This is a genomic window from Sphingomonas trueperi (assembly GCF_040545665.1).
Classification (GTDB): Bacteria; Pseudomonadota; Alphaproteobacteria; order Sphingomonadales; family Sphingomonadaceae; genus Sphingomonas; species Sphingomonas trueperi_B.
Window position 1 is genome coordinate 34,471 of record NZ_JBEPMH010000010.1, and the last position, 22,450, is coordinate 56,920.

Genomic DNA, 22,450 nt, shown 5'->3' on the forward strand with positions numbered 1-22,450 from the left:
CCGCAGGCGACGGAGGGGGAGGATGCCAGAACGGAAGCCGTCGTGCTTCCTCCCCCTCCGTCAGGCTACGCCTGCCACCTCCCCCTGGCGGGGGAGGATACGCTAATTCAGCCCAGCCAGAGTGCGGCGGCGATCAGGCCCGCGCCGGCTATCAGCGCCGCCGCGATCCACCCGCCAACCTTGGTGATCGCCGCTGCCACGCCGGTATCCGCCGCTGGCGCCTCCAGCCGCGCCGCGGCCGCGCGCAGCAGGCGCGGCGCGTCCTCGCCCAGCTCCACCAGCGCCAGCGCCAGCGCCGCCGAACTCGCCGCCATCCGCGCGGGCCCGAATCGGTTCGCTAGCAGCGCCACCTGCGCCCGGCCGATCGCACCCGACAGGTCGAAGCCCGGCGCGATGCGGTCGAGTACGCCGTCCATCGTCACCATCGCCTTGAACACCAGCAGTAGGTCGGGCGGCAGCACCAGCCCTTCCTCGCGGAGCAGCCGCAGGAAATCGGGCATCATCGCGGAGAGGACCAGCTTGCCCCCGCCATGGCGCTGAACGATCGCCTCAGCCGCGCGGTCGATGGTACGGCGGGGGACGTCATACCCGTCGCTCCAAAGCGCCAGGGTGTCGGCGAGCGCGCTGGCATTGCCGCCGGTCAGCGCCAGCACGAAGGCGATGAACTCGTCGCGGCGCTTGGGGCCCACATGGCCGATCGAGCCGAGGTCGAGCAGCGCCAGCTTGTCGCCGGGCAGGCAAAGCAGATTGCCGGGATGCGGATCGGCATGGAAGCGGCCGTTGACCAGCACCATCGCAATCACGGTATCGGCGCCCAGCTCGGCAATGGCTTCGGGATCGATCCCGGCGCCACGCAGCGCTTCGCCCGAGACCGGCTTCACGCCGGCGATGAAGTCCATCACCAGCAGCGTCTCGGAGGTCCATTGCCAGTGGATCTCGGGCACCACGACGCGCGGCGTGTTCGCCATGTCGGCGCGCAGCAGATCGGCGTTGCGGCCCTCGTTGGTGAAGTCGAGTTCTTCGAGCAGCGCCTGGCGAAGCTGGCGGGCGAGTGCCACCGGCTCGAACCGCCGCGCCTCGGCGCTGCTCTTTGCGACCAATGCGGCCAGTTCGCCGATCAGCCGCAGGTCCGCTTCCATTGCGGCGCGGATGCCGGGGCGGCGCACCTTCAGCACCACCTCGCGGCCGTCCGTCAGTCGCGCGCGATGGACCTGCGCCATGGAGGCAGCGGCCAGCGGCGTGGGATCGAACCAGGCGAAGGCTTCTTCCGGCGGCATGCCGAGCGCCGCTTCCACCTCGCCGCGGATATCCTCGAAGGGCAACGTCGGCGCGGCGCTCTGGAGCAGTTCCAGCTCGGCGATCCAGTCCGGCGGGAGCAGGTCGCCGCGCGTGGCGAGGATCTGGCCGATCTTCACATAGGTGGGCCCCAGTGCCTCCAGCGCCAGCCGGGTGCGGCGGGGCAGGGGCAGCGCGCCGGTTTCGGGATCGGCGGCATCCGCTTCGCCCGCAAAGCCCAGCTTCTCCAGCAGCACGCCCAGCCCGAAGCGCGCCGCCACGGCCGCGACGGTCCGCACGCGGGCGGAATCGCGCACCGTGGCGGTGAGCAGCCGGAGCATCAGTCGAGCGACTTGGTGGCCTGCTCGAACATGTCCTTGCTGAGGCCCGGGCTGGCGACGATCCGCTCCAGCTCGCCGCGCATCTTGGCGGCGCGCTCGGCATCGAAGCGCTTCCAGCGGCCGAGCGGCGGTACCAGCTTGGCGGCGGTCTGCGGGTTGAGCTTGTCGAGCGCGATCAGCTGGTCCGCGACGAAGCGATAGCCGCGACCCGAAGGATCGTGGAACGCCCGCTGGTTGATGCTGAACGCGCCGACCAGCGCCCGCGCCCGGTTCGGATTGGCCAGCGTGAAGTCGGGGTGCTTGGCCAGCTTCTCGACCGCCGCGAGCGTATCGTCGCGCGAGGAGAGCGCCTGGGTCTGGAACCACTTGTCCAGCACCAGCGCGTTGCCGGCATAACGCTGGTAGAAGGCTTGAATCGCCTTTTCGCGCAGCGAGGACGTGCCGTTGACCAGCGTGGCAAGGCCGCCCTGGCGATCGGTCATGTTGTCGGCCGCGTCGAACTGCGCAAAGGCCAGCTCCGCCGCATCGGCCGCCCCGCTCGCGGCGATATAGCCGAGCGCGACATTCTTCAGGCGCCGCGCGCCCTTGGCGGCCGGCGAATATTCGAAGCGGTTGGCCCGCGCCCCCTCATAGGCGGCGCGCCATTCGGCCTCGAGCAGGTTGCCGAGATCGGCGCGGAGTGCTTCCCGCGCACGGAAGATCGCGTCGGGATCCACCACCGCCATCTGGTCGCCGATGAAGCTGTCCGACGGGAGCAGCACGGCCTCGGCGATGAAGGCACGGTCCAGCGACGGGTCGGTCAGCGTGTTGCGCACGGCGTCGATCAGCGCGCCATGCTCGCCCTTGCCGGTGGTCACCGCGGCGACCAGCGTATCGAGCATCAGCTGCTGCATCGCCTCGTAGCGCGCGAACGGATCGTCGTCATGCGCCGAGAGGAAGGCGAGGTCCGCGGCGCTGCGGTTGGCGTCGACAATCACCGGCGCGGAGAAGCCGCGGTTGATCGACAGCACCGCGCGCTCGGGCAGGTTCTCGAAACGCAGTTCCTGCTCGGGCTTGTCGAACAGCACCAATTGCTCGTCGATCAGCGGGGCGCCGCTCTTCTCGCCGAACAGGCGGATCTTGAGCGGGAGCACCATCGGCTCCTTGACCGGCTGGCCCGGCGTCGGCGGCACGGTCTGGGCGAGCGCGAGCCGGGTGGTCGCGCCGTCCTGGACGAGGTTGGCCGAGACGCGCGGGGTGCCCGCCTGGCTGTACCAGCGGCGGAACTGGCCGAGATCGACGCCGCCGGCCTCCTCCATGCTCGCGACGAAATCCTCGCAGGTGGCCGCCGTACCGTCGAAGCGATCGAAATAGAGGTCGGTGGCGGCGCGGAACTTCTGCGGCCCGAGGATGGTGGCCATCATCCGGATCAGCTCGGCGCCCTTGTTGTAGATGGTCGCCGTGTAGAAGTTCGAGATCTCGATATATTCGTCCGGGCGCACGGGGTGCGCGAGCGGACCGGCATCCTCGGGGAACTGGCTGGCGCGAAGCGAGCGCACGTCCTCGATACGCTTGACCGCGGCCGAGCCCTGGTCGGCCGAGAAGCTCTGGTCGCGGAAGACGGTGAAGCCTTCCTTCAGGCTCAGCTGGAACCAGTCGCGGCAGGTGACGCGGTTGCCCGACCAGTTGTGGAAATATTCGTGCGCGACCACCGCCGCGATCGCGTCATAGTCCCAGTCGGTGGCGGTGTCGGGGTCGGCGAGGATGTAGCGGCTGTTGAAGACGTTCAGCCCCTTGTTCTCCATCGCGCCGAAATTGAAATCGTCCACCGCAACGATGTTGAACACGTCGAGGTCATATTCGCGGCCATAGACGTCCTCGTCCCACTTCATGCTGAGCTTGAGGGCATGGAGCGCGTGGTCGGTCTTGGGCAGGTCGGGTGCGCGGACATAGATGCCCAGCTGCACTTCACGGCCCGACATGGTGGTAAAGGTGCCGGTGTTGGCGACCAGATCGCCGGCGACCAGCGCGAACAGATAGCTCGGCTTGGGGAAGGGATCATGCCACTCCGCCCAGTGGCGGCCGCCCTCGGCATCGCCCTGCGCGATCGGGTCGCCATTGGCGAGCAGCACGGGGAAGCGCGCCTTGTCCGCGGTCATGCGGACCTTGTACTTCGAGAGCACGTCCGGGCGATCGGGGAAGAAGGTGATGCGGCGGAAGCCCTCGGCCTCGCACTGGGTGCAGAGCATGCCCGACGAGGCATAGAGGCCCTGGAGCTGGGTGTTGCGCTCGGGCGCGATCACCACGTCGGTTTCGATCACATGGGCATCGCCGGTGAGCGGGATCACCAGATCCTGCCCGTCCATCCGCCAGTTCTGCGCGGCAACGCCGTCGACCTTCACCGCAGCGGCTTCGAGCCCGTCGCCGTTCAGCACCAGCGCGCGATCATGCGCGCCGTTGCGGGTGACGTGGAGCGTCGACCGCACCCGGGTCGCAGCGGGGTCCAGATCGAAATCGAGCGCGATCTCGGGCACCAGCCAATCGGGTTGACGATAGTCCTCACGGCGAATGGCCTGGGGAGCTGCGGCGGCGATGCGGGCGTCACTCATACCGGTTCGATATAGGACAAGCCGCCCCGGCTGCTACTCTATTCTCTCGATTAGCTTCAGCGGAAACGTCGTCCATGCTTGGCTGTGACGTTACGGCATCGAAATGTCGCGACCGCGCCGTGTGTGGGAATTGACCGCCCGAGCATCCCTGCTAGGCTTGAAATATTCTTGCGATCCACAGGGAAACTCGATGCTTCGACCGACCGCGCCGCTTGCCCTTCTCCTCGTCGCGGCGTCGCCCGCACTCGCCCAGACCGCCACCGAGCGGAATGCCGTCATCACCGCGCCGCTGCCGGCCGAACAGGCGGCGCTCAAGAGCCATGTGATGTTCCTCGCGTCGGACGCGCTGAAGGGCCGTGAGGCGGGCACGCCGGAGTTCGAGATCGCGGCCAATTACGTGGCGTCGCAATTCTACGCCGCAGGGCTCAAGCCGGCGGGCGATGACGGCGGCTATCTGCAGAAGGTGCCGCTGGTCAGCTACAAGCTGGACGGCAGCGGCGCGATGTCGATCGGCCGCGGCAAGGGCGCGCCGGTCGCGCTCGAAGCAGGCAAGGACTTCATCGCCGGCGCCAACCCGGAAAAGCCCGAATACAGCGTCACCGCGCCGGTGGTGTTCGTCGGCTACGGCATCGTCGGGCTGGGCCGCGACGACTACAAGGGCGTCGACGTGAAGGGCAAGATCGTCGCCTTCTTCGGCGGCGCGCCGTCGAGCTTCCCGGGCGAGGAAGGCGCGCACTTCCAGAACCCCGCCGCCAAGGCCGAGATTGCGAAGAAGCACGGCGCGATCGGGTATATCACGCTCGAATCGCCGCTTACCGCCAAGACGCGGCCGTTCGCGATGTACGCCGCCTATGCCAACCGGCCCCGCGTCAGCTGGGGCAATCCCGACGGCACCGGCCATATCGCCGCGCCGGGCACGCCGGGTCTGGGGCTGCTCAGCCTTGCGGGGGCCGAGAAGCTGTTCGCGGGTGCGAAGACGCCTTGGGCGGCGATCGCCAAGGCGGCCGCGGTCGACGGGGCGACCTTCAAGGCGTTCCAGCTACCGGCCACGCTGACGGTCGCGGCCAAGACCGCGCTGACGCCGATGCCGAGCTTCAACGTCGCCGGGCTGATCGAGGGCAGCGATCCCAAGCTGGCCGGCGAGGTTGTCGTGCTCTCCGCACATCTCGACCATATCGGCGTCGGCCGTCCGGATTCGAAGGGCGACACGATCAACAACGGCGCGCTCGACGACGCGATCGGCACCGCCTCGCTGATCGAGGAGGCCAAGCGCTTCAAGGCGGCGGGCACCAAGCCGCGCCGCTCGATCCTGTTCCTGGCGGTGACCGCCGAGGAGAAGGGCCTGGTCGGCTCTGACTATTTCGCCAACAACCCGACGATCAAGAACAGGATCGTCGCGGATGTGAACCTCGACATGCCGATCATCACCTATCCGTTCGAGGATATCGTGGTCTACGGCGCCAACCATTCGACGCTGGGGCCGATCGTCGCCAAGGCGGCGGCCGAGATCGGCGTGAAGATGTCCGACGACCCGCTGCCGGGCGAGAATATCTTCGTGCGTTCGGATCACTATAATTTCGTGCGCAAGGGCGTGCCCTCGGTGTTCCTGTGGCCGGGGGCGGGCGGTCCGGGTCGCGCGGCGATCGACCATTTCATGAAGAACCACTATCACCAGCCCTCGGACCAGATCGACCAGCAGCCGGCGATCAACTGGCAGTCGGGCGTGCGCTTCGTCGACGTGAACTTCCGCATCGCCAATGCGATCGCGAACGGCGACGAACGGCCTGTGTGGAACAAGGGTGATTTCTTCGGCGTCACCTATGACGGTCCCGGCGCGAAGTAAGCCCGGTGAAGCGTTCGCTGCTTGCCCTGCTCCTGCTCGCAAGCCCCGCGCTGGCGCAGCAGGCGCGGCCGCTCACGCCCGAACAGGCGGCGATCAAGGCGCATGTCCAGTTCCTCGCCTCGGACGCGCTGCGCGGGCGCGAGGCGGGGACGCGGGACTATGACGTGGCGGCCGAATATGTCGCCGCGCGGATGCTCGCGATGGGCCTCCAGCCGGGTGCGAATGGCGGCTGGTTCCAGCCGGTCAAGCTCACCACCTATCGTCCGGCCGAGAAGGCGACCTGGGTGCTGAAGCGGGGCGGCAAGGACGTGCCGTTCGTCTTCGGCAAGGATTTCGTCAACGAGCCGGTGCCCTCGTCGCCCGACTTCAAGGCGGAAGGCGAGCTGGTCTTCGCGGGCTATGGCATCGTCTACCCGCAGGGGAAGCGGGACGACTACAAGGGCCTCGACGTCCGCGGCAAGATCGTCGCGATCCTCGACGGCACGCCCAAAGGCCTGCCGAACGAAGTGAACGCGCATTTCGGCGACGACGGGCAGAAGGCGCGGCTGGCGGCGGCGCGCGGCGCCAGGGCGGTGCTGATCGTCGAGACGATCGCGCGCGCCAAGGATTTCAGCGTCGAGAAGTTCGCGCCCTATTATGCCTATCCGCGCACCGGCTGGGCGGGGCCCGACGGCGTCGCCAACGCCGTGTCGCCCCAGGCGCCGGTCGTCGGCCAGGTGAGCCAGGCCGGTGCGGCCAAGCTGTTCGAGGGCGCGCGCATCCGCTGGAGCGACGTGCTCGCCGCGCAGACGCGCGGAACCCGCATGCCGACCGGGCCGCTGACGGGCACGCTTGCGGTGGCGAGCAAGACGCGCCTGTCGACGCGCGACAGCCATAATGTCGTGGGCAGGATCGAAGGTAGCGACCCTATGCTCAAGGCGCAGACGGTGGTGCTGTCGGCGCATCTCGACCATGTCGGCGTCGGCGAGCCGGTGAAGGGCGACACGATCTACAACGGCGCGATGGACAATGCGATCGGCGTGTCGATGCTGCTGGAAATCGCCAAGGCCATCCAGGAAAGCGGCAAGCGACCGCGCCGATCGCTGCTGTTCGTGGCGTTGACCGCCGAGGAGAAGGGGCTGATCGGCTCCGACTATTTCGCGCATTTCCCGACGGTGCCCGGGGGCTCGATCGTCGCCGACGTCAATTTCGACATGCCGATCCTCACCTATCCGCTGGTCGACCTCGTCGTGCTGGGCGGCGAGCGGTCGAGCATCGGCACCGTGGTTGCCGCGGCGGCCAAGGCGGAAGGGCTGGGCGTGGTGCCCGATCCCGAGCCGGAGGAAATGTTCTTCGTCCGCTCGGACCATTACAGCTTCGTGCAGGCGGGGATCCCGGCGGTGTCGATCGATACCGGCCCCGGCGGCACCGGCGCGGTGGCGGCGCGCAAGTTCCTCGACGAGAATTACCACAAGCCCTCGGACCAGATCGACCTGCCGTTCGACTGGAACTCGGCGGTGAAGTACAAGCATGTCGGGCTGGCGACGGTGCGGGCGCTTGCCGATAGCGACGCGCCGCCCAGCTGGAACCAGGGCGACTTTTTCGGTGCGCTGTTCGGAGGCGGGCAGTGACGTCCAATCACCCTCACCCTTCCGCGGCTCCGCCGCTCCTTCCCTCTCCCAATGGGAGAGGGAAGGGACCCGCCGCCGCAGGCGGTGGGAAGGGTGAGGGTGACCGTTGATATGCGACTGCTCGTGTTCGGCCCCGGCTATACCGCCTCGCGGCTGATGGCGGCGGTGCAGGCGCGTGGCGGCGAGGTCGCCACCGTCACCCGCGCCACCTTCGCCGACCAGGCGCGCACCCGCGTGGAAATCGCGGCGGCGACGCACATCCTTTCCAGCATCCCGCCAGGCGAGGCCGATCCGGTGCTCGCCGCCTATGGCGCCGATCTCGCGGCGAGCGACAAGTGGCTCGGCTATCTCTCCTCCACCGGCGTCTATGGCGATACCGGCGGCGGCTGGGTGGACGAGAGCGCACCGCTCCGGGGGCGCCGCGGCGGCCGGGTGGACGCAGATCTCGGCTGGGGCGCGCTTCCCAATGCGCATGTCTTCCGCCTGCCGGGCATCTATGGGCCCGAGCGTTCCGCGCTGGAGCGGATGGCGGCGGGGGCGACGCGCGTCTATTTCCCCGGCCAGGTGTTCAGCCGGGTGCATGTCGATGATCTGGTCGCGGGCGTGGTCGCGGCGTTTGAGGGGCCGCCCGGCGCGTACAACCTCGCCGACGATCTCCCCGCACCCCAGGCCGAGGTGCTCGCCTACGCCGCCGAACTGCTGGGCATCGACCCCGGCCCGGCGGTGACGCCCGACGAGGTCGAACTCAGCGCCGCCTCGCGCGCCTTCTATGCCGAGAACCGGCGGGTGGCGAACGGCAAGGCGAAGCGGTTGCTCGGCTGGCGGCCGCGCTATGCCGATTACCGGTTGGGCCTGCGCGCCCTCAAGGCCAGCACCAGCCCGACCAGCACCAGCACACCGCCGCCCACCGCCAGCAGCGACCAGCGATAGCCCTCGAACAGCGTCGACAAGAGCATCGCGATCACCGGGATCAGCACGCTGGTGTACGCCGCCTTGGCCGGGCCGATGGTGCGGATCAGCTGGAAATAGATGGTGAAGGTGATCGAGGATCCGATCACGCCGAGGTAGACGATGCCAAGCAGATAGGCCGGCCGCGTCTCGATCACCGGTGGGCCGACCGTGGCGAGCGCGAAGCCCGCATCCAGCGCCGATCCGATCAGCATTGCCCAGCCGAGCGTGGTCGCCATCGGATAGGCCTTGGCGGTGCCGGTCGCCTGCATCACGTTGGCGACCGAGGCGGAGAGTACGCCCGCCAGCGCGATGCCGATGCCGAGCAGCGCCTCGTGCGGACCGACCGGGTTGAGCCGCGCCTCGTGGAGGAACAGCAGCGCCACGCCGGCCATCGCCACGACCGAGCCGATCAGCAGCTGCCGCCCCATCTTCTGGCCGAGGAAGAGCCGCGCCAGGATCGCATTGGGCACCAGCAGCAGCGCATAGACCACCGCGACCACGCCCGAGGTGACGTGGGATTCGGCGCGGTAGACGAAGTTGAAGTTGAGCACGAACTGGGCGAGCCCGAGGCAGGCGGCGAAGGCGAAACCGCGCGCGTCGAGCAGCAGCCGGTCGCGCCGGAACGTCGCCCAGAGCAGCGTTGTCACGCCCGCGACGAGGAAACGATAGCTCACCGACCAGCTGGGCGGGACCACCGCCAGCTGGTCCTTGATGACCAGCCAGGTGGAGCCCCAGATCAACGTCACCAGCAGGAAGGGGATCAGGACCGTCAGCCGGGCGGAGCGGGGGGTGTCGGCGCCGATCACAGCGCGTCTGCGAGCTGCCGCTGGGCCGCCTCACCCAACCCGTCATCCCCGCGAAGGCGGGGATCCATTGCCCTGGAGGGCTTGGGTCTTTCCCCTAGCGCACAGGCGAATGGATTCCCGCCTTCGCGGGAATGACGATGATTTGGATGCAGGCCGGGGACTCTCACAGTGCCGCGATCGCTTGCGCCAGCGGCCGGATCGCGTCTTCCGTCTGGTCCCAGCTGGTGACGAGGCGCACTTCGCCCTCCGCCCAGTCGTAAAAGTCGAAGCCGAGCGCGCGCAAGGCTTCGGCTTCCGTCGGGGTCGCCTTCAGGAAGACTTCGTTCGCCTGCACCGGATGCACCAGCCGATCGCCCGCCGCCTCGGCGAGCAGCCGCGCGCCGGCATTGGCGGCGCGGGCATTGGCCAGCCACACCTCGTTCTCCACCATCGCCAGCAGCTGCGCGGCGAGATAACGGCCCTTGGAAAAGAGCAGTCCGGCGCGCTTGCGGCGGTAGAGCGTCACATCCGCCAGCTCGGGCCGGAAGAACACCAGCGCCTCGGCGCTCATCCCGCCATTCTTGACGAAGCCGAAGCTCAGCGCATCGACACCCGCCCGCCAGGTGACGTCGCCCGGATGGCAGCCGAGATGCGCGACCGCATTGGCGAAGCGTGCCCCGTCCATGTGGAGCCCGAGCTTGCGGGCCTTGGCGAGGTCGCCGATCGCCGCCACCTCGTCGGGGGCATAGACCAGGCCATATTCGGTGGCGTTGGTGATCGAGATCGCGTGCGGCTGCACCTGGTGCACGTCGTTGCGGATCGGATCGATCACCGCGTGGATCGCCTCGGGCGTCAGCTTGGCGCCCGGACCGGTGGCGGTGAGCAGCTTGGCGCCGTGCGTGTAGAATTCGGGCGCGCCGCCCTCGTCGCAATTGATGTGCGCGTCGCGGTGGCAGACGATGCCCCCATGCGGCGGGCACAGCGCAGTCAGCGCCAGGCAGTTGGCCGCGGTGCCGGTCGGCACCCACAGCGCGCGTACCTGGGTGCCGAACAGGTCGGAGAAGGCGCCGTCGAGCCGCTTGGACCAGGCATCGCCGTCATAGGCGGTGTCGAGCGTGTTGGCGTCGACCAGCGCCTGGAGCACGGGCGAGCAGACTGCGGCGGCATTGTCCGAAAAGAAGCGCATGGCCAGGTCCTTGCGGGTTCCTCCGGCAAGGGTCAACTGGCTGGTTCCGGGGATCGTTATTTCACGCGGAGGCGCGAAGTCGCGAAGAGAAGAAGGCTTTTTGTTCGCGCAGAGGCGCAGAGAACGCAGAGAGCGCGCGAGTTTGTGGGGGGTGGAGGCCCAGCTTGCTTCGGGCAATCATCCCAAGGCGCAAAGCGCCCCCTTCTCTCCGCGTTCTCTGCGCCTCTGCGCGCAAAAAGCCTTCGTCGTGCCTTCGCGGCCTCGCATGAAACGAAAATATTACGGCGCGCGGCGCAGTGGCTGGGCTTCGCAGAGGATCAGCGCGAACCAGTCCTTGTCGTCGGTCCATTGCTCGATCGGCGTCCAGCCGCCCGCGCGGAGCAGCTGGCGCGCGCCATTGGGGCCGTATTTGTGGCTGTTCTCGGTGTGGATCGTCTCGCCCGCCGCCATCGCGAAGGGGCGGCCGTCGACGGTGAAGTCGACATCGCGCTGCGCCTCCAGATGCATTTCGATGCGGGCATAATCGGCGTTCCAGATCGCGCGGTGGCGGAAGGCGTCGACCGGGATCGTGCCGTCCAGCTCGCGGTTGATCCGCTCGAGCAGGTTGAGGTTGAACGCCGCGGTCACGCCGGCCGCATCGTCATAGGCGGGGACCAGGATCTCGGGCGACTTCACCCGGTCCATGCCGATCAGCAGCCGCGCGCCTTCGCCCAGCCATTCGCGCATCGCGCGCAGCAGGTCGACCGCGTGCCACGCGTTCATGTTGCCGATCGTCGAGCCGGGGAAAAAGCCGAGCTTGGGCATCTTCGCCACCTGTTCGGGCAACGGCACCGGGCGGAGGAAGTCCGCCTCGACCGGATAGACCGGCAGGCCCGGAAACGCCTGGGAGAGCTGCGCGGCCGAGTGGCGCAGGAACTCGCCCGAAATGTCGATCGGCACATAGGCGGCCGGCTCGATCGCGCGGAGCAGCCGCGGCGTCTTCACCGACGAGCCCGAGCCGAATTCCACTACCGCCGCATTGGGGGCGGCAAGGTCGCCCAGGTCCCCGGCGATCGATTCGAGCAGCGCCGTCTCGGTGCGGGTCGGATAATATTCGGGGAGCTCGGTGATCTCCTCGAACAGCTCCGAGCCGCGGCGGTCGTAGAACCAGCGGGCGGGAATCGCGCGCGGGCTGGCGGCGAGGCCGGTCAGCACGTCGGCGCGGAAATGGGGGTCGGCAAGGCTCGCCTGGCCGTCTTCGAGTTCCTGCTTGAGCATCAGAGGTCCTTCGCCAGACGCACGCCGGTGAACTGCCAGCGCTGGTGGGGATAGAAGAAATTGCGGTAGCTGGCACGCACATGGCCGCGCGGGGTAGAGCAGCTGCCGCCGCGCAGCACGAACTGCCCGCTCATGAACTTGCCGTTATATTCGCCGACCGCACCTTGCGCCGTGCGGAAGCCGGGATAGGGCCGATAGGCGCTGCCGGTCCATTCCCAGACGTCGCCGAACCAGGCCGGGCCGCCGGTGGACGGGCGCGGCTCGACCGGGCCGGCGGCATCGAGCTGGTTGCCGCCGAGCGGATCGGCATTCGCCGCCGCGGCTTCCCACTCGAACTCGGTCGGCAGCCGGGCACCGGCCCAGCTTGCATAGGCATCGGCCTCGAAGAAGCTGACATGCGTCACCGGCGCGGCGGGATCGATCGGGCGGCGGCCGTCGAGCCCGAAGCGGGTCCACACGCCGTCGATCCGCTGCCAGTAGAGCGGTGCTTCGATCCGGCTTGCCTGCACCCAGGCCCAGCCGTCCGACAGCCAGTGGCGTGGATCGGCATAGCCGCCATCGGCGATGAAGGCCGCCCATTCGCCATTGGTGACGGTGCGGTCGGCCAGCGCGTGCGGGTGCAGAAGGGTGGGGTGGCGCGGCGTCTCGCAGTCGAACGCGAAATCCGCCAGATCTTCGGGAGCGTCAGTGCCCACGCTGACCTGACCCGTCGCGCCTTCGATCCAGCCGATCGGTCCGGGCATCGCCACGGGCACCTTGGCATCCCCGGGCCACATCGCCGGCTCGAGCGGATTGACCGAGAAATGGTGAAGGATATCGGTGAGCAGCAGTTCCTGATGCTGCTGCTCGTGCTGGCAGCCGAGCGCGATCAGCGCCAGCGCCTCGGGCGGCAGCGTCGGCATCGACGCGACGATCGCCGCATCCACCGCGGCGCGATAGGCGTGCACCTCGTCCAGCGTCGGGCGCGAAAGCATGCCGCGGCGAGGACGGGCGTGGCGCTGCCCCTCGGCCTCGTAATAGCTGTTGAACAGGAAGGGCCAGCGTTCGTCGAACAGGCGATAGTCGGGGACGTGGTCGCGCAGCACGAAGGTCTCGAAGAACCAGGTCGTGTGCGCGAGATGCCACTTGGCCGGCGATGCGTCGTCCATCGACTGGAGCGTCGCATCGGCATCGGAAAGCCGCGCCACCAGTGCCGTGCTGAGCGCGCGAACGCCCGCGAACTGCGCCGCCAAGGCGTCCGGGGTGGCGGCATTGGCGGGCATCGTTCGCATTCTGTTCTCCTACCGCAGGCCGGTTGCGGGGGCAACCCATACGGTGGGATGCGCGCAGGGCAGGCTATTGGTTACGCGGCCCCCCTGGGATCCACAAAACGTCAGTGGCGCCGTTTTGGTTCATGGCCCGTGCCGCAACGAACAAAAAATCCGACAGTCTATTGAGGTAGATGAGGGCATTGCCGCTGAGCCCGCCTTGGTCGTTGGCGGCCACTGCGGCGCGTTCGGCACGGCGGGTGATCGCGCGGGCGAGGTGGATCGCCGCCGCCGCCTGGCTGCCGCCGGGCAGGACGAAGCTGTTGAGCGGTTCGAGGTTTTCGTTGAGCCCGTCGATCGCGGCTTCCAGCCACTGGATCTGCTCTGGCGTGATGCGCAGCGCGCCCTCCCGCTCGCCCGGCGTGGCGAGATCGGCGCCGAGATCGAACAGGTCGTTCTGGATGCGGGCGAGCGTCGCGTCGAGCGGATCGCCGGCCACGAGCGTGGTGCGCGCGACGCCGATCGCGCTGTTCGCCTCGTCGACATCGCCGATCGTCTCCATCCGGGCCGATGCCTTGGAAACGCGCGAGCCGTCCGCCAGCCCCGTGGTGCCGGCGTCGCCGGTGCGGGTGTAGATCTTGTTGAGCTTGACCATGGGGAGGGAAGGTACGGCGGATGCGCGGCCGGGGCTAGAGGGCCGAGGGACAGGGCCCAACGTTTCCTCCCCCGCCAAGGGGAGGGTTAGGCTCGCTGCGGCGGAACCCCTTGAAAGCGCGACCGTTCGAAGGGCCTGCCTCGTCTGGGGAGACGCTCCATGCCCGATCCCGTACCGCTTCGCTCCCGATCCTATGGCCTGCCGCTGCACCCGATCGTGCTCGGCCTGCCCTTTATCTGCTTCCTCGCCGCGATGATCGCCGACATCGCCTATGTCCGCACCTACGACATCGCCTGGAAGAATTTCGCCGACTGGCTGCTTGCCGGCGGCATGGTGCTGGGAGCGCTCGGCGCGATCGTCGGCATCGTCGACCTGCTGCGACCGGCGGTGCGGGCGAACCGGCTGCTGACCCCGTACGCGATCGCCTACGCCGTCGCCATGGTGTTGGCGCTGCTCAACAATTTCATTCACAGCCGAGACGCGTACGGCGCGATGCCCGCCGGGCTGATCCTTTCGGTGCTGACCGTGCTCGTGCTCACCGGCGCCTCGGCGCTCGGCGCGATCCTGCTGCGGCAAAGTCTGTTCGGAAGGGTTCGCTGATGCGTGCACTGCTTCTCGCCGCGGGCGCCACGCTCGCGCTCGCCGGTTGCGCCAGCAAGGGCGGCGATACCAGCCAGCAGATCGGCGGCGATCCCAAGCTGCCGGACATCCAGCAATATCTGATCCCGCCGATGCACGTGGTGCCGCCCGCCCCCTGGGGTTCGGCCAAGCCCAAGGTGCCCGCGGGCATGAAGGTCCAGGCCTTCGCCACCGGGCTTGCCAAGCCGCGCACGGTCTACACCCTGCCCAATGGCGACGTGCTCGTGGTCGAGACCGACGGCCCGTCCGAGCCGATCCACCGCCCCAAGGACGTGGTGATGAACCTGATCCAGGCGGCGGCGCATGGCGGCGGCAAGGCGGGCATGGACATCATCCTGCTCCGCGACGCGAACGGCGACGGCGTGCCCGAGCTCAAGACCAAGTTCCTCACCGGGCTCAACTCGCCCTTCGGCGTCGCGCTGGTCGGCGGCGACCTCTACGTCGCCAATACCGACGCGATCCTGCGCTTCCCTTATCAGACCGGCCAGACCAGCATCACCGCGGCGGGCACCAAGCTGATCGACCTGCCCGGCGGCCCGATCGACCATCACTGGACCAAGAGCCTGGTCGCCAGCCCCGACGGCACCAAGCTCTATGTCGGCGTGGGGTCGAACAGCAACATCACCGAGAACGGTATGGATGCCGAGCGCGGCCGCGCCGCAATCTGGGAAGTCGATCGCGCGAGCGGGGCCTATCGGCTCTACGGCACCGGCCTGCGCAACCCCAACGGGCTGCAGTTCGAGCCCCTCACCAACGTGCTGTGGACCGTCGTCAACGAACGCGACGAACTGGGACCGGACCTGGTGCCGGATTACCTCACCTCGGTGCGCGACGGCGGCTTCTATGGCTGGCCGTACAGCTATTGGGGCCAGCATGTCGATCCGCGGGTCAAGCCGCAGCGGCCGGACCTGGTCGCCAAGGCGATCAAGCCGGACTATGGTCTTAGCAGCCATGTCGCGCCGCTGGGGATGGTGTTCGCCGCCAACGCCGCCGCGCTCCCGCCGCAGTGGCGCTCGGGCGCGTTCATCGGCGAGCATGGCAGCTGGGATCGCGGCCATCTCAACGGCTACAAGGTGATCTACGTGCCGTTCGCCGAAGGTCGTCCGTCGGGCAAGGCGGTCGACGTGGTGACGGGCTTCGTCGAGGGCGAGAAGGCGCATGGCCGCCCGGTCGGCCTCGGTCTCGACAGGACCGGCGCGCTGCTGATCGCGGACGATCTCGGCAACACCGTGTGGCGGGTCAGCGCGCAATAGGCTCAGGGTTCATCCCCCATCGCGTCATCCCGGCAAAAGCCGGGATCCATTGCCCTCAGCGTATCGGCTCTAGCCCCAACGTGATGGCAAATGGATCCCGGCTTCCGCCGGGATGACGATGGAGAGGAAAGGCTGAAGCCCCCCGCTCAGCTCTTGGCGGAGGCGATCAGCAGGATCAGCGCGGCGACGCCGATCGCCACTGCCTGGAACAGGATGCGCTTCTGCATCAGCTTGTTCGATCGCAGCGCACGCTCGCTGGGGCCGTCGCCTTCCAGGTCCTGCGTGGTGGTGCCGGCCATGTTGACCAACCCCTTGATGAGGAAGAACAGCGTCGCCAGGACCGCTGCGAGGAACAGGATCGCGAGGAACAACATCCGCCGACCCTACGCCTCGATTTGGCCGAAGCCAATCGGTACTTCCCCTTTGCGCAGTTTGTCGGAAAGCGCGCGGCCGTCCTCGCCCGCCAGCCGCAGCGATTCCAGCGTGGGCGCGCCGTTCCGCTTGGCGAGCCGCTGGCCGTCCGGGCCGGCGAGCAGGGCGTGGTGGCGGTATTCGGGCGTCGGCAGGTCGAGCAGCGCCTGGAGCAGGCGGTGGACATGGGTGGCGGCGAACAGGTCGGCGCCGCGCACGACATGGCTGATGCCCTGCGCCGCATCGTCCACCGTCACGGCGAGGTGATAGCTGGCGGGCGCGTCCTTGCGGGCGAGGATCACGTCGCCGTGGCTGAGGGGATTGGCGGGGACGATGCCGGCATAGGCATCGTTCCAGATGAGCGGCCCGGCTAAAGCAACCGCCTTTGCTATGTCCAGCCGCCAGCTATGCGGACGCGTGAGGTCCGGATCGACCAGTCCACGGCAGGTGCCGGGATAGAGCGGGCCGTCGGGCCCGTGCGGCGCGGAAAGGCTCGCAGCGATATCGGCGCGGGTGCAGAAACAGGGGTAGAGCAGCCCCATGCCGCGCAGCCGGTCGAGCGCATCCTGGTACAGCCCCAGCCGCTGCGACTGGAAGGTCGGCGGTTCGTCCCATTGCAGCCCCAGCCAGTCGAGATCGGCGAGGATCGCTGCGACATGTTCGGGCCGCGAGCGGGTGCCGTCGATATCCTCGATGCGCAGGGTGAAACGACCGCCCGCGCCCCGCGCGAAGTCGTGCGCCTGCAGCGCGGAATAGGCGTGGCCGAGATGGAGTCGACCGGTGGGGCTGGGGGCAAATCGGGTGTGGATATTCATGAATGTGGCTCTTGACCGTGAGTCGCGGCATATGCTGTCATGCGGGCGTCACGCTTCTGCGCAAGAGGCGAGGCACCGAAATCGAGGGTGAGGTTCTTGCATGTACCATCCCGATCTGATCCGCCATCCGGATGGGTGCCCGGCGCTCGTGCTGAACGCCGACTACACGCCGCTGAGTTATTATCCCCTGAGCGTGTGGCCCTGGCAGACGGCGATCAAGGCGATCTTTCTCGACCGCGTCGACGTCGTTTCCTATTATGAACGCGAGGTGCGAAGTCCCAGCGCGGTGCTGAAGCTTCCTTCGGTCATCGCGCTCAAACAATATGTCCGGCCTTCGCAATTCCCCGCCTTCACCCGGTTCAATCTTTTCCTCCGCGACAAGTTCGCCTGCCAATATTGCGGATCGCACCGGGATCTTACCTTCGACCACGTCATTCCCCGCGCCCAGGGCGGCCGCACCACCTGGGAAAATGTCGCCACCGCCTGCGCCCCCTGCAATCTGAAAAAGGGCGGCCGCACCCCCCAGCAGGCCGGCATGCCGCTCTACATCCAGCCGATCCGGCCGACGAGCTGGCAGCTCCAGGAACATGGCCGCCGCTTCCCGCCCAACCACCTCCACGATACCTGGCGCGACTGGCTCTATTGGGACATCGAGCTGGAGGCCTGAGCGGACAGCACACAGAAGTTTTTGCGCGCAGAGGCGCAGAGGGCGCAGAGGTGGATGGCCTGCGAAGCAGGCTGTGTCACCTCGATCCGTCTCTTTCCTGCGCTTCGCGCTGGCGAGGGCTCTCTGCGTTCTCTGCGCCTCTGCGCGAAATGCTCTTCCTTCTTCCTCGCGCCTCCGCGCGAATGGAAAATGCCCGGCGCCCCGCCAAATGCCTTGTGTGTTATTGCGATAACACAGATAGTCGGCTAAGGCGGGGCCATGGCGCGCGAGCCCGGCATTCCCGATAGTCGATTCCCGTTGCGGCGCGATGGCGCGGACGACGATGTGGCGCAACCGCAGGGCTGGCGTCCGCAGGGCCGGCGCGACAAGCGCGAGCCGATCTGGCGGCCCGGCATGGGCACGAGCGACAGCACCGCGCCGTACGAGCCCTATCGCGGCGGCTATGGCGGTGCAGGCGGCGGGTTCGACGGCGGCGACGATCTGCCGCCCGCCGCGCCGGCCAAGCGTCGCATCCGCTGGGGCCGCTGGATCGTTCGCGGGCTTGCCGTGTGCATCCTGCTGTTCATCGCCGCGGTCGCCTGGCTGGCGATCACCGCGCCGCTCTCCAAGTCGCTACGCCCGCCGGCGCCGCCCTCGATCACCCTGCTCGCCGCCGACGGCACGCCGATCGCACGACGCGGCGCGGTGATCGGCAAGCCGGTCGACGTGTCCAAGCTGCCCGACCATGTCGCGCAGGCGTTCATCGCGATCGAAGACCGACGCTTCTACAGCCATTGGGGCGTCGACCCCCGCGGTATCGCGCGCGCGGCGTTCCACAATGTCAGCTCGGGCGGCGGGTCGCAGGGTGGCAGCACCATCACCCAGCAGCTCGCCAAGAACGCCTTCCTCAACTCGCGCCGCACCTTCGGGCGCAAGGCGCAGGAAGTGCTGATCGCTTTCTGGCTCGAAGGCTGGCTGAGCAAGGACGAGATCCTCTCGCGCTACCTCTCGAACGTCTATTTCGGCGACAACGTCTATGGCCTGCGCGCCGCCGCGCAGCATTATTTCTCGACCACGCCCGAGCATCTGACGCTCAGCCAGGCGACCCTGCTCGCCGGTCTGGTCAAGGCGCCGAGTCGGCTGGCGCCGACCGGCAATCTCGACGGCGCCCGCGAGCGCCAGCGGCTGGTGATCGGCGCGATGCAGGAGGCCGGGTTCATCACCGCGGCCGAGGCGCGCCGCGTGCGGCCCGCGGTGCTGCACGTCCAGGACAGCGACGAGACCCTGCCCAACGGCACCTATTTCGCCGACTGGGTGCTCCCCGAAGCGCGCGACCGTGCCGGTGGCGTCGCCACCGAGCAGACCGTGACGACCACGCTCGATTCGCGGCTGCAGGCGGCGGCGGAGCGCGTGATCAAATCCTCCGGCCTCGGCAAGGCGCAGGTAGCACTCGTCGCGATGCGGCCGGACGGGCGCGTGGTCGCGATGGTCGGCGGGCGCAACTATGCCGCCAGCCCGTTCAACCGCGCCACCCAGGCGCGGCGCCAGCCGGGTTCGGCGTTCAAGCTGTTCGTGTATCTGGCCGCGCTCCGCTCGGGGATGACCCCAGACACGATGGTCGACGATACGCCGGTGCAGATCGGCGACTGGAAGCCTTCGAACAGCGATGGCCGCTATGCCGGCCGCATCACGCTGCGCCAGGCGATGGCCAAATCGAGCAACGTGGTCGCCGCGCGGCTGATCCAGAAGCTCGGCGTCGGCCGGGTGACCCAGGCGGCGCGCGACCTCGGCATCTCGACCCCGCTCGGCAACGACGCCTCGATCGCGCTCGGCACCTCGACCGGCTCGCTGCTCGAGCTGACCGCGGCCTATGCGGCGGTGGCGAACGGCAGCTATCCGGTGCGCCCGCGCGGGCTCGACGAGGAGGAATCGGCCGATGACTGGCTGGCGCGCCGCCTAGGCGGGCCGAGCCGGTTCGACGAACGGCTGCTCGAAGACCTGCGCTCGATGCTCGGGACGGTGGTCCAGTCGGGCACTGGGCGATCGGCGGCGCTGCCTTTGCCGGCCTTCGGCAAGACCGGCACCACGCAGGACGGGCGCGACGCGCTGTTCGTCGGCTGGGCAGGCGACCTCGTCGTCGGCGTGTGGATCGGCAATGATGACAACAGCCCGGTTTCAGGCGCCTATGGCGGCGGGCTGCCGGCGCATATCTGGCGCGACTTCATGGTCCGCGCGCTCGGCCTCACCTTGCCGCCGGCGCCGGTCGAGGAAGACAATGCGATCGACGAGAACGCGATGGGGCTGGACGAGGTGCTGAACGGCGCCGGCGTGCAGGTCGACGACGAGGGCGTGCAGCTCGATCTCGGCCGGGTGCGCGAGCTGGTGCCCGAGGGCGAGGCGCGCGACGCGATCCCGCGCAACGTGCGGATCCCGGTGCCCGGCAGTGACGCCGACCGCCGCCGCCGCGATCCCCCGCGCGACGAACCCGACGGCGAGGAGTGATCCCGGCGCTGGCCCTCCCCGGCGCGACCGGGTAGGAGGGCCGCAACAAATTTCCAGGAGACGGACATGAAGACGGTTGGCGTGATCGGTGCGGGCCAGATGGGGGCGGGAATCGCCCAGGTGTCGGCGCAGGCGGGCTATGCCGTGCTGCTGTCCGACGTCGACCAGGCCCGCGCCGAAGCCGGCAAGGCGGGGATCGGCAAGCAGCTGGCGCGCGCCGTCGAAAAGGAAAAGATCACTGCCGCCGACGCCGAGGCCGCGCTCGGTCGGATCACCCCCATTGGCGACCTCGCCGCAATGGCGCCCTGCGAGCTCGTGATCGAGGCCGCGACCGAGCGGGAGGCAATCAAGCGCCAGATCTTCGAGACGGTGGGCAAGGCGCTGGGCGGCAACGCGATCCTTGCCAGCAACACCTCCTCCATTCCGATCACCCGGCTCGCCCAGGCGGCGCCCGATCCGGCGCGCTTCATGGGCGTGCATTTCTTCAATCCGGTGCCGGTGATGGGCCTGATCGAGCTGATCCGCGGCCTCGCCACCAGCGACGCGACCGTCGCTGCGGTGGAGGCGTTCGGCCAGTCGCTGGGCAAGCGGATCGTCCATGCCAACGACGCGCCGGGCTTCATCGTCAACCGCGTGCTGATGCCGATGCTCAACGAGGCGTGCTTCGCGCTGGGCGAAGGCGTGGCGACGATCCCGGACATCGATGCGGCCTGCCAGCTCGGCCTCAACCACCCGATGGGCCCGTTCACGCTGGCCGACTTCATCGGGCTGGATACCTGCCTGGAGATCACCCGCGTGCTGTTCGAAGGCACCGGCGACCCCAAGTTCCGCCCGGCGCCGCTGCTGGTGAAGTACGTCGAAGCGGGCTGGTATGGCCGCAAGACCAAGCGCGGCTTCTATGATTACACAGGTGCGGAGCCCGTGCCGACGCGGTGACCGCCGGACGGGAGTTACCGCGGGTCTTCCTCGGTCAACTACCGTCCACTCGGAATATGTCCCCCCCGGCGTCGAGGATGAAAAGCGTCGCGCCGGGCCCGGGAGTGATTGCGAGTGGACGGGTGAGCGATCCCACATCCGGCGCAAAGTCGGCGTCCCGGCGCTCGACCATCTCGGCGGTACCAGTCGTACCCGGGGCTAGTAGGTTCGCGTTGATTGTGAAAATCGCCCCGCCGGCATCGCCAAATACATATTGGCCGCGTAGCGACGCCACGCCGCTCGGCCCCATGCCGCCACCGATCACCGCCTGGCCGGTGCGCAGGCCCGTACTCCGATAATATTCCAGTACCGGGTCGGTGAGACCCGACGGTGGGTTGGCAATGGCGGCGCGCGTACCCTCCTTGAACGGCCAGCCGAAGTTGACGGCGGTTGCGCCGGTGGCGAAGAGGTTGATTTCCTCGGCAAGATCCTGCCCCCGATCGGCGATCAACAGGCTGTTGCCCAGCAGACTGCCGCCGTTCGGTCGGTGCAAGCCCTTCGCTACAGTGGAAACCAGGAAGAAGCGCGGGGCAGCACCTGCATAGGGATCTGGATTGGGGGTGATCCTGACCAGTTTGCCAAGCAGGGAGGCACCGTCTTGCGCACTCCCCGCGGGATCGCTGGTCCCCCCTGCGTCACCGGTGGCGGCAAGCAAGGTTCCGGCGGCATCAAAGCCGAGCCAGCCGCCCCCCGCATATTGGCTCGTCCAAGCTACGAATATCGGGCCGTAATTGTCCGGGACGATCGGCCCCGCCGGGTTGCGGAGGAAGCGATGGACGACAAGCGCGCCACTTTCCGACGCATACATCGCAAAGAAGGTCCCGCTAGTGGCATAATCCGGCGCAGCGGCAATGGCGACGACCCCCACCCCGCCGACATTCGCTATTCGCACCAGCAGCGACTTTTGTGCGGTCTGCGGGTTTACCTGGTAGACGGCGCCGGCTTTCTCCGCGACGAGCAATAGGCTCGCACTGATCGGAGCGATCGCTACCGGGTCGACAAAGCCGCTGGCCACGCGGCGGACGGCGATACCTTCCTTCGAATTGGTCACCGTGACCGCAAGCGCCAACGTGGTCGTTGCTTTGCCGTCGCTCGCGCCGATCTGCACCTCATAGACGTTATTGCGATCTGCATCGACGGGGAGATCGTAATTGGGGGGGGCGACGAACGACAGTTGACCGGCGCCGGAAATAGCGAAGCGGGCTGCATCGGCGCCGCCGGCAATGGAATAGGTGATCGGATCGCCTTCAGGATCACTCGCCGCTGCCTGATAGACGGCGCCGGTTACGTTCTCCACGACGCTGGTGGCGGTGCCTGAACTGAACGATGGCGGCCGCTGCGCCGGCGATGGTGCCGGCGTCGGTGTGGGTGTCGCATTCGAGCCGCCGCTACCGCTGCAGCCCGCCAGTAGCAGTGCAAAAAGAGCCGACGCGCCGATCGCCTGAAATGCTCGCATGTGATCCCCCCTTGA

Annotated in this window: 18 protein-coding genes; 8 read left to right on the forward strand and 10 right to left on the reverse strand. The window is 68.2% G+C overall.

Going from position 1 to position 22,450, the window contains the following annotated elements; all coding sequences use genetic code 11:
* Nucleotides 1-107: 107 nt before the first annotated feature.
* Both ABIC65_RS21700 and pepN read right to left on the reverse strand, forming a co-directional pair.
* Complete coding sequence (locus ABIC65_RS21700) at nucleotides 108-1,616, reverse strand: ABC1 kinase family protein (RefSeq protein WP_354311571.1); 1,509 nt, start codon at nucleotides 1,614-1,616, stop codon at nucleotides 108-110.
* Nucleotides 1,616-4,204, reverse strand: coding sequence for an aminopeptidase N (gene pepN / locus ABIC65_RS21705; protein WP_354311572.1), 2,589 nt, complete (start codon nucleotides 4,202-4,204; stop codon nucleotides 1,616-1,618). The genes ABIC65_RS21700 and pepN overlap by 1 nt, the downstream gene beginning before the upstream one ends.
* Before the next feature lie 190 nt (nucleotides 4,205-4,394).
* Between pepN and ABIC65_RS21710 the strand changes: the two genes are divergently transcribed.
* The 3 genes from ABIC65_RS21710 to ABIC65_RS21720 all read left to right on the forward strand — a co-directional run bounded on the left by ABIC65_RS21710 (nucleotide 4,395) and on the right by ABIC65_RS21720 (nucleotide 8,587).
* Nucleotides 4,395-6,047: a M28 family metallopeptidase gene (locus tag ABIC65_RS21710; RefSeq protein ID WP_354311574.1), complete on the forward strand. Its 1,653-nt coding sequence runs from the start codon at nucleotides 4,395-4,397 to the stop codon at nucleotides 6,045-6,047.
* Between the two features lie 5 nt (nucleotides 6,048-6,052).
* The gene (locus tag ABIC65_RS21715) at nucleotides 6,053-7,657 is read left to right on the forward strand and encodes a M28 family peptidase (protein ID WP_354311575.1); all 1,605 of its coding nucleotides are present in this window, start codon (nucleotides 6,053-6,055) and stop codon (nucleotides 7,655-7,657) included.
* Between the two features lie 111 nt (nucleotides 7,658-7,768).
* On the forward strand, nucleotides 7,769-8,587 hold the full coding sequence (locus tag ABIC65_RS21720; protein WP_354311624.1) for an NAD(P)-dependent oxidoreductase: 819 nt from the start codon (nucleotides 7,769-7,771) through the stop codon (nucleotides 8,585-8,587).
* On the opposite strand, the gene ABIC65_RS21725 is transcribed toward ABIC65_RS21720, so the two are convergent.
* The 5 genes from ABIC65_RS21725 to ABIC65_RS21745 all read right to left on the reverse strand — a co-directional run bounded on the left by ABIC65_RS21725 (nucleotide 8,497) and on the right by ABIC65_RS21745 (nucleotide 13,738).
* A complete protein-coding gene (locus ABIC65_RS21725; protein ID WP_354311576.1) occupies nucleotides 8,497-9,414 on the reverse strand; it encodes a DMT family transporter in 918 nt (305 codons plus the stop codon). The two genes, ABIC65_RS21720 and ABIC65_RS21725, sit on opposite strands and share 91 nt — an antisense overlap.
* A gap of 163 nt (nucleotides 9,415-9,577) precedes the next feature.
* Nucleotides 9,578-10,579, reverse strand: coding sequence for a threonine aldolase family protein (locus ABIC65_RS21730; RefSeq protein ID WP_354311578.1), 1,002 nt, complete (start codon nucleotides 10,577-10,579; stop codon nucleotides 9,578-9,580).
* Between the two features lie 279 nt (nucleotides 10,580-10,858).
* The gene (gene egtD, locus ABIC65_RS21735; protein ID WP_354311580.1) at nucleotides 10,859-11,836 is read right to left on the reverse strand and encodes an L-histidine N(alpha)-methyltransferase; all 978 of its coding nucleotides are present in this window, start codon (nucleotides 11,834-11,836) and stop codon (nucleotides 10,859-10,861) included.
* The gene (egtB, locus tag ABIC65_RS21740) at nucleotides 11,836-13,107 is read right to left on the reverse strand and encodes an ergothioneine biosynthesis protein EgtB (protein WP_436286760.1); all 1,272 of its coding nucleotides are present in this window, start codon (nucleotides 13,105-13,107) and stop codon (nucleotides 11,836-11,838) included. The genes egtD and egtB overlap by 1 nt, the downstream gene beginning before the upstream one ends.
* A 64-nt stretch (nucleotides 13,108-13,171) precedes the next feature.
* A complete protein-coding gene (locus ABIC65_RS21745) occupies nucleotides 13,172-13,738 on the reverse strand; it encodes a cob(I)yrinic acid a,c-diamide adenosyltransferase (protein WP_354311582.1) in 567 nt (188 codons plus the stop codon).
* Nucleotides 13,739-13,897: 159 nt separating this feature from the next.
* On the opposite strand from ABIC65_RS21745, the gene ABIC65_RS21750 reads away from it, so the two are divergent.
* Both ABIC65_RS21750 and ABIC65_RS21755 read left to right on the forward strand, forming a co-directional pair.
* A complete protein-coding gene (locus ABIC65_RS21750; protein ID WP_354311583.1) occupies nucleotides 13,898-14,338 on the forward strand; it encodes a DUF2231 domain-containing protein in 441 nt (146 codons plus the stop codon).
* Nucleotides 14,338-15,630 carry a PQQ-dependent sugar dehydrogenase gene (locus ABIC65_RS21755; protein WP_354311585.1) on the forward strand — a complete coding sequence of 431 codons (1,293 nt, stop codon included), beginning with the start codon at nucleotides 14,338-14,340 and terminating at the stop codon, nucleotides 15,628-15,630. The genes ABIC65_RS21750 and ABIC65_RS21755 overlap by 1 nt, the downstream gene beginning before the upstream one ends.
* Nucleotides 15,631-15,776: 146 nt before the next feature.
* Here the strand turns inward: ABIC65_RS21755 and ABIC65_RS21760 are convergent, their stop codons facing one another.
* Both ABIC65_RS21760 and gluQRS read right to left on the reverse strand, forming a co-directional pair.
* Nucleotides 15,777-16,004 (reverse strand): HIG1 domain-containing protein, encoded by a 228-nt coding sequence (locus ABIC65_RS21760; RefSeq protein WP_141988222.1) that lies wholly within the window; start codon nucleotides 16,002-16,004, stop codon nucleotides 15,777-15,779.
* A 9-nt stretch (nucleotides 16,005-16,013) separates the two neighbouring features.
* On the reverse strand, nucleotides 16,014-16,856 hold the full coding sequence (gene gluQRS / locus ABIC65_RS21765) for a tRNA glutamyl-Q(34) synthetase GluQRS (RefSeq protein ID WP_354311586.1): 843 nt from the start codon (nucleotides 16,854-16,856) through the stop codon (nucleotides 16,014-16,016).
* Between the two features lie 100 nt (nucleotides 16,857-16,956).
* Between gluQRS and ABIC65_RS21770 the strand changes: the two genes are divergently transcribed.
* The 3 genes from ABIC65_RS21770 (at nucleotide 16,957) to ABIC65_RS21780 (ending at nucleotide 20,940) form a co-directional block, all read left to right on the forward strand.
* The gene (locus ABIC65_RS21770; protein WP_315380088.1) at nucleotides 16,957-17,523 is read left to right on the forward strand and encodes an HNH endonuclease; all 567 of its coding nucleotides are present in this window, start codon (nucleotides 16,957-16,959) and stop codon (nucleotides 17,521-17,523) included.
* 258 nt (nucleotides 17,524-17,781) lie between these two features.
* Nucleotides 17,782-20,004 carry a transglycosylase domain-containing protein gene (locus tag ABIC65_RS21775; RefSeq protein WP_354311588.1) on the forward strand — a complete coding sequence of 741 codons (2,223 nt, stop codon included), beginning with the start codon at nucleotides 17,782-17,784 and terminating at the stop codon, nucleotides 20,002-20,004.
* A 66-nt stretch (nucleotides 20,005-20,070) separates the two neighbouring features.
* Entirely contained in the window at nucleotides 20,071-20,940 is an 870-nt protein-coding gene (locus ABIC65_RS21780) for a 3-hydroxyacyl-CoA dehydrogenase NAD-binding domain-containing protein (RefSeq protein WP_354311589.1), read from the forward strand.
* Nucleotides 20,941-20,974: 34 nt separating this feature from the next.
* Here ABIC65_RS21780 and ABIC65_RS21785 read toward each other — a convergent pair whose 3' ends face one another.
* Nucleotides 20,975-22,435 carry a PQQ-dependent sugar dehydrogenase gene (locus ABIC65_RS21785; RefSeq protein ID WP_354311591.1) on the reverse strand — a complete coding sequence of 487 codons (1,461 nt, stop codon included), beginning with the start codon at nucleotides 22,433-22,435 and terminating at the stop codon, nucleotides 20,975-20,977.
* Nucleotides 22,436-22,450: the final 15 nt, after the last annotated feature.

Coding starts and splice junctions, on each gene's coding strand:
- ABIC65_RS21700 (WP_354311571.1), bottom strand. CDS start 1,616: ATGCTCCGGCTGCTCACCGCCACGGTGCGCGATTCCGCCCGCGTGCGG.
- pepN (WP_354311572.1), bottom strand. CDS start 4,204: ATGAGTGACGCCCGCATCGCCGCCGCAGCTCCCCAGGCCATTCGCCGT.
- ABIC65_RS21710 (WP_354311574.1), top strand. CDS start 4,395: ATGCTTCGACCGACCGCGCCGCTTGCCCTTCTCCTCGTCGCGGCGTCG.
- ABIC65_RS21720 (WP_354311624.1), top strand. CDS start 7,769: ATGCGACTGCTCGTGTTCGGCCCCGGCTATACCGCCTCGCGGCTGATG.
- ABIC65_RS21730 (WP_354311578.1), bottom strand. CDS start 10,579: ATGCGCTTCTTTTCGGACAATGCCGCCGCAGTCTGCTCGCCCGTGCTC.
- egtD (WP_354311580.1), bottom strand. CDS start 11,836: ATGCTCAAGCAGGAACTCGAAGACGGCCAGGCGAGCCTTGCCGACCCC.
- egtB (WP_436286760.1), bottom strand. CDS start 13,107: ATGCGAACGATGCCCGCCAATGCCGCCACCCCGGACGCCTTGGCGGCG.
- ABIC65_RS21745 (WP_354311582.1), bottom strand. CDS start 13,738: ATGGTCAAGCTCAACAAGATCTACACCCGCACCGGCGACGCCGGCACC.
- ABIC65_RS21750 (WP_354311583.1), top strand. CDS start 13,898: ATGCCCGATCCCGTACCGCTTCGCTCCCGATCCTATGGCCTGCCGCTG.
- ABIC65_RS21755 (WP_354311585.1), top strand. CDS start 14,338: ATGCGTGCACTGCTTCTCGCCGCGGGCGCCACGCTCGCGCTCGCCGGT.
- ABIC65_RS21760 (WP_141988222.1), bottom strand. CDS start 16,004: ATGTTGTTCCTCGCGATCCTGTTCCTCGCAGCGGTCCTGGCGACGCTG.
- gluQRS (WP_354311586.1), bottom strand. CDS start 16,856: ATGAATATCCACACCCGATTTGCCCCCAGCCCCACCGGTCGACTCCAT.
- ABIC65_RS21770 (WP_315380088.1), top strand. CDS start 16,957: ATGTACCATCCCGATCTGATCCGCCATCCGGATGGGTGCCCGGCGCTC.
- ABIC65_RS21775 (WP_354311588.1), top strand. CDS start 17,782: ATGGCGCGCGAGCCCGGCATTCCCGATAGTCGATTCCCGTTGCGGCGC.
- ABIC65_RS21780 (WP_354311589.1), top strand. CDS start 20,071: ATGAAGACGGTTGGCGTGATCGGTGCGGGCCAGATGGGGGCGGGAATC.
- ABIC65_RS21785 (WP_354311591.1), bottom strand. CDS start 22,435: ATGCGAGCATTTCAGGCGATCGGCGCGTCGGCTCTTTTTGCACTGCTA.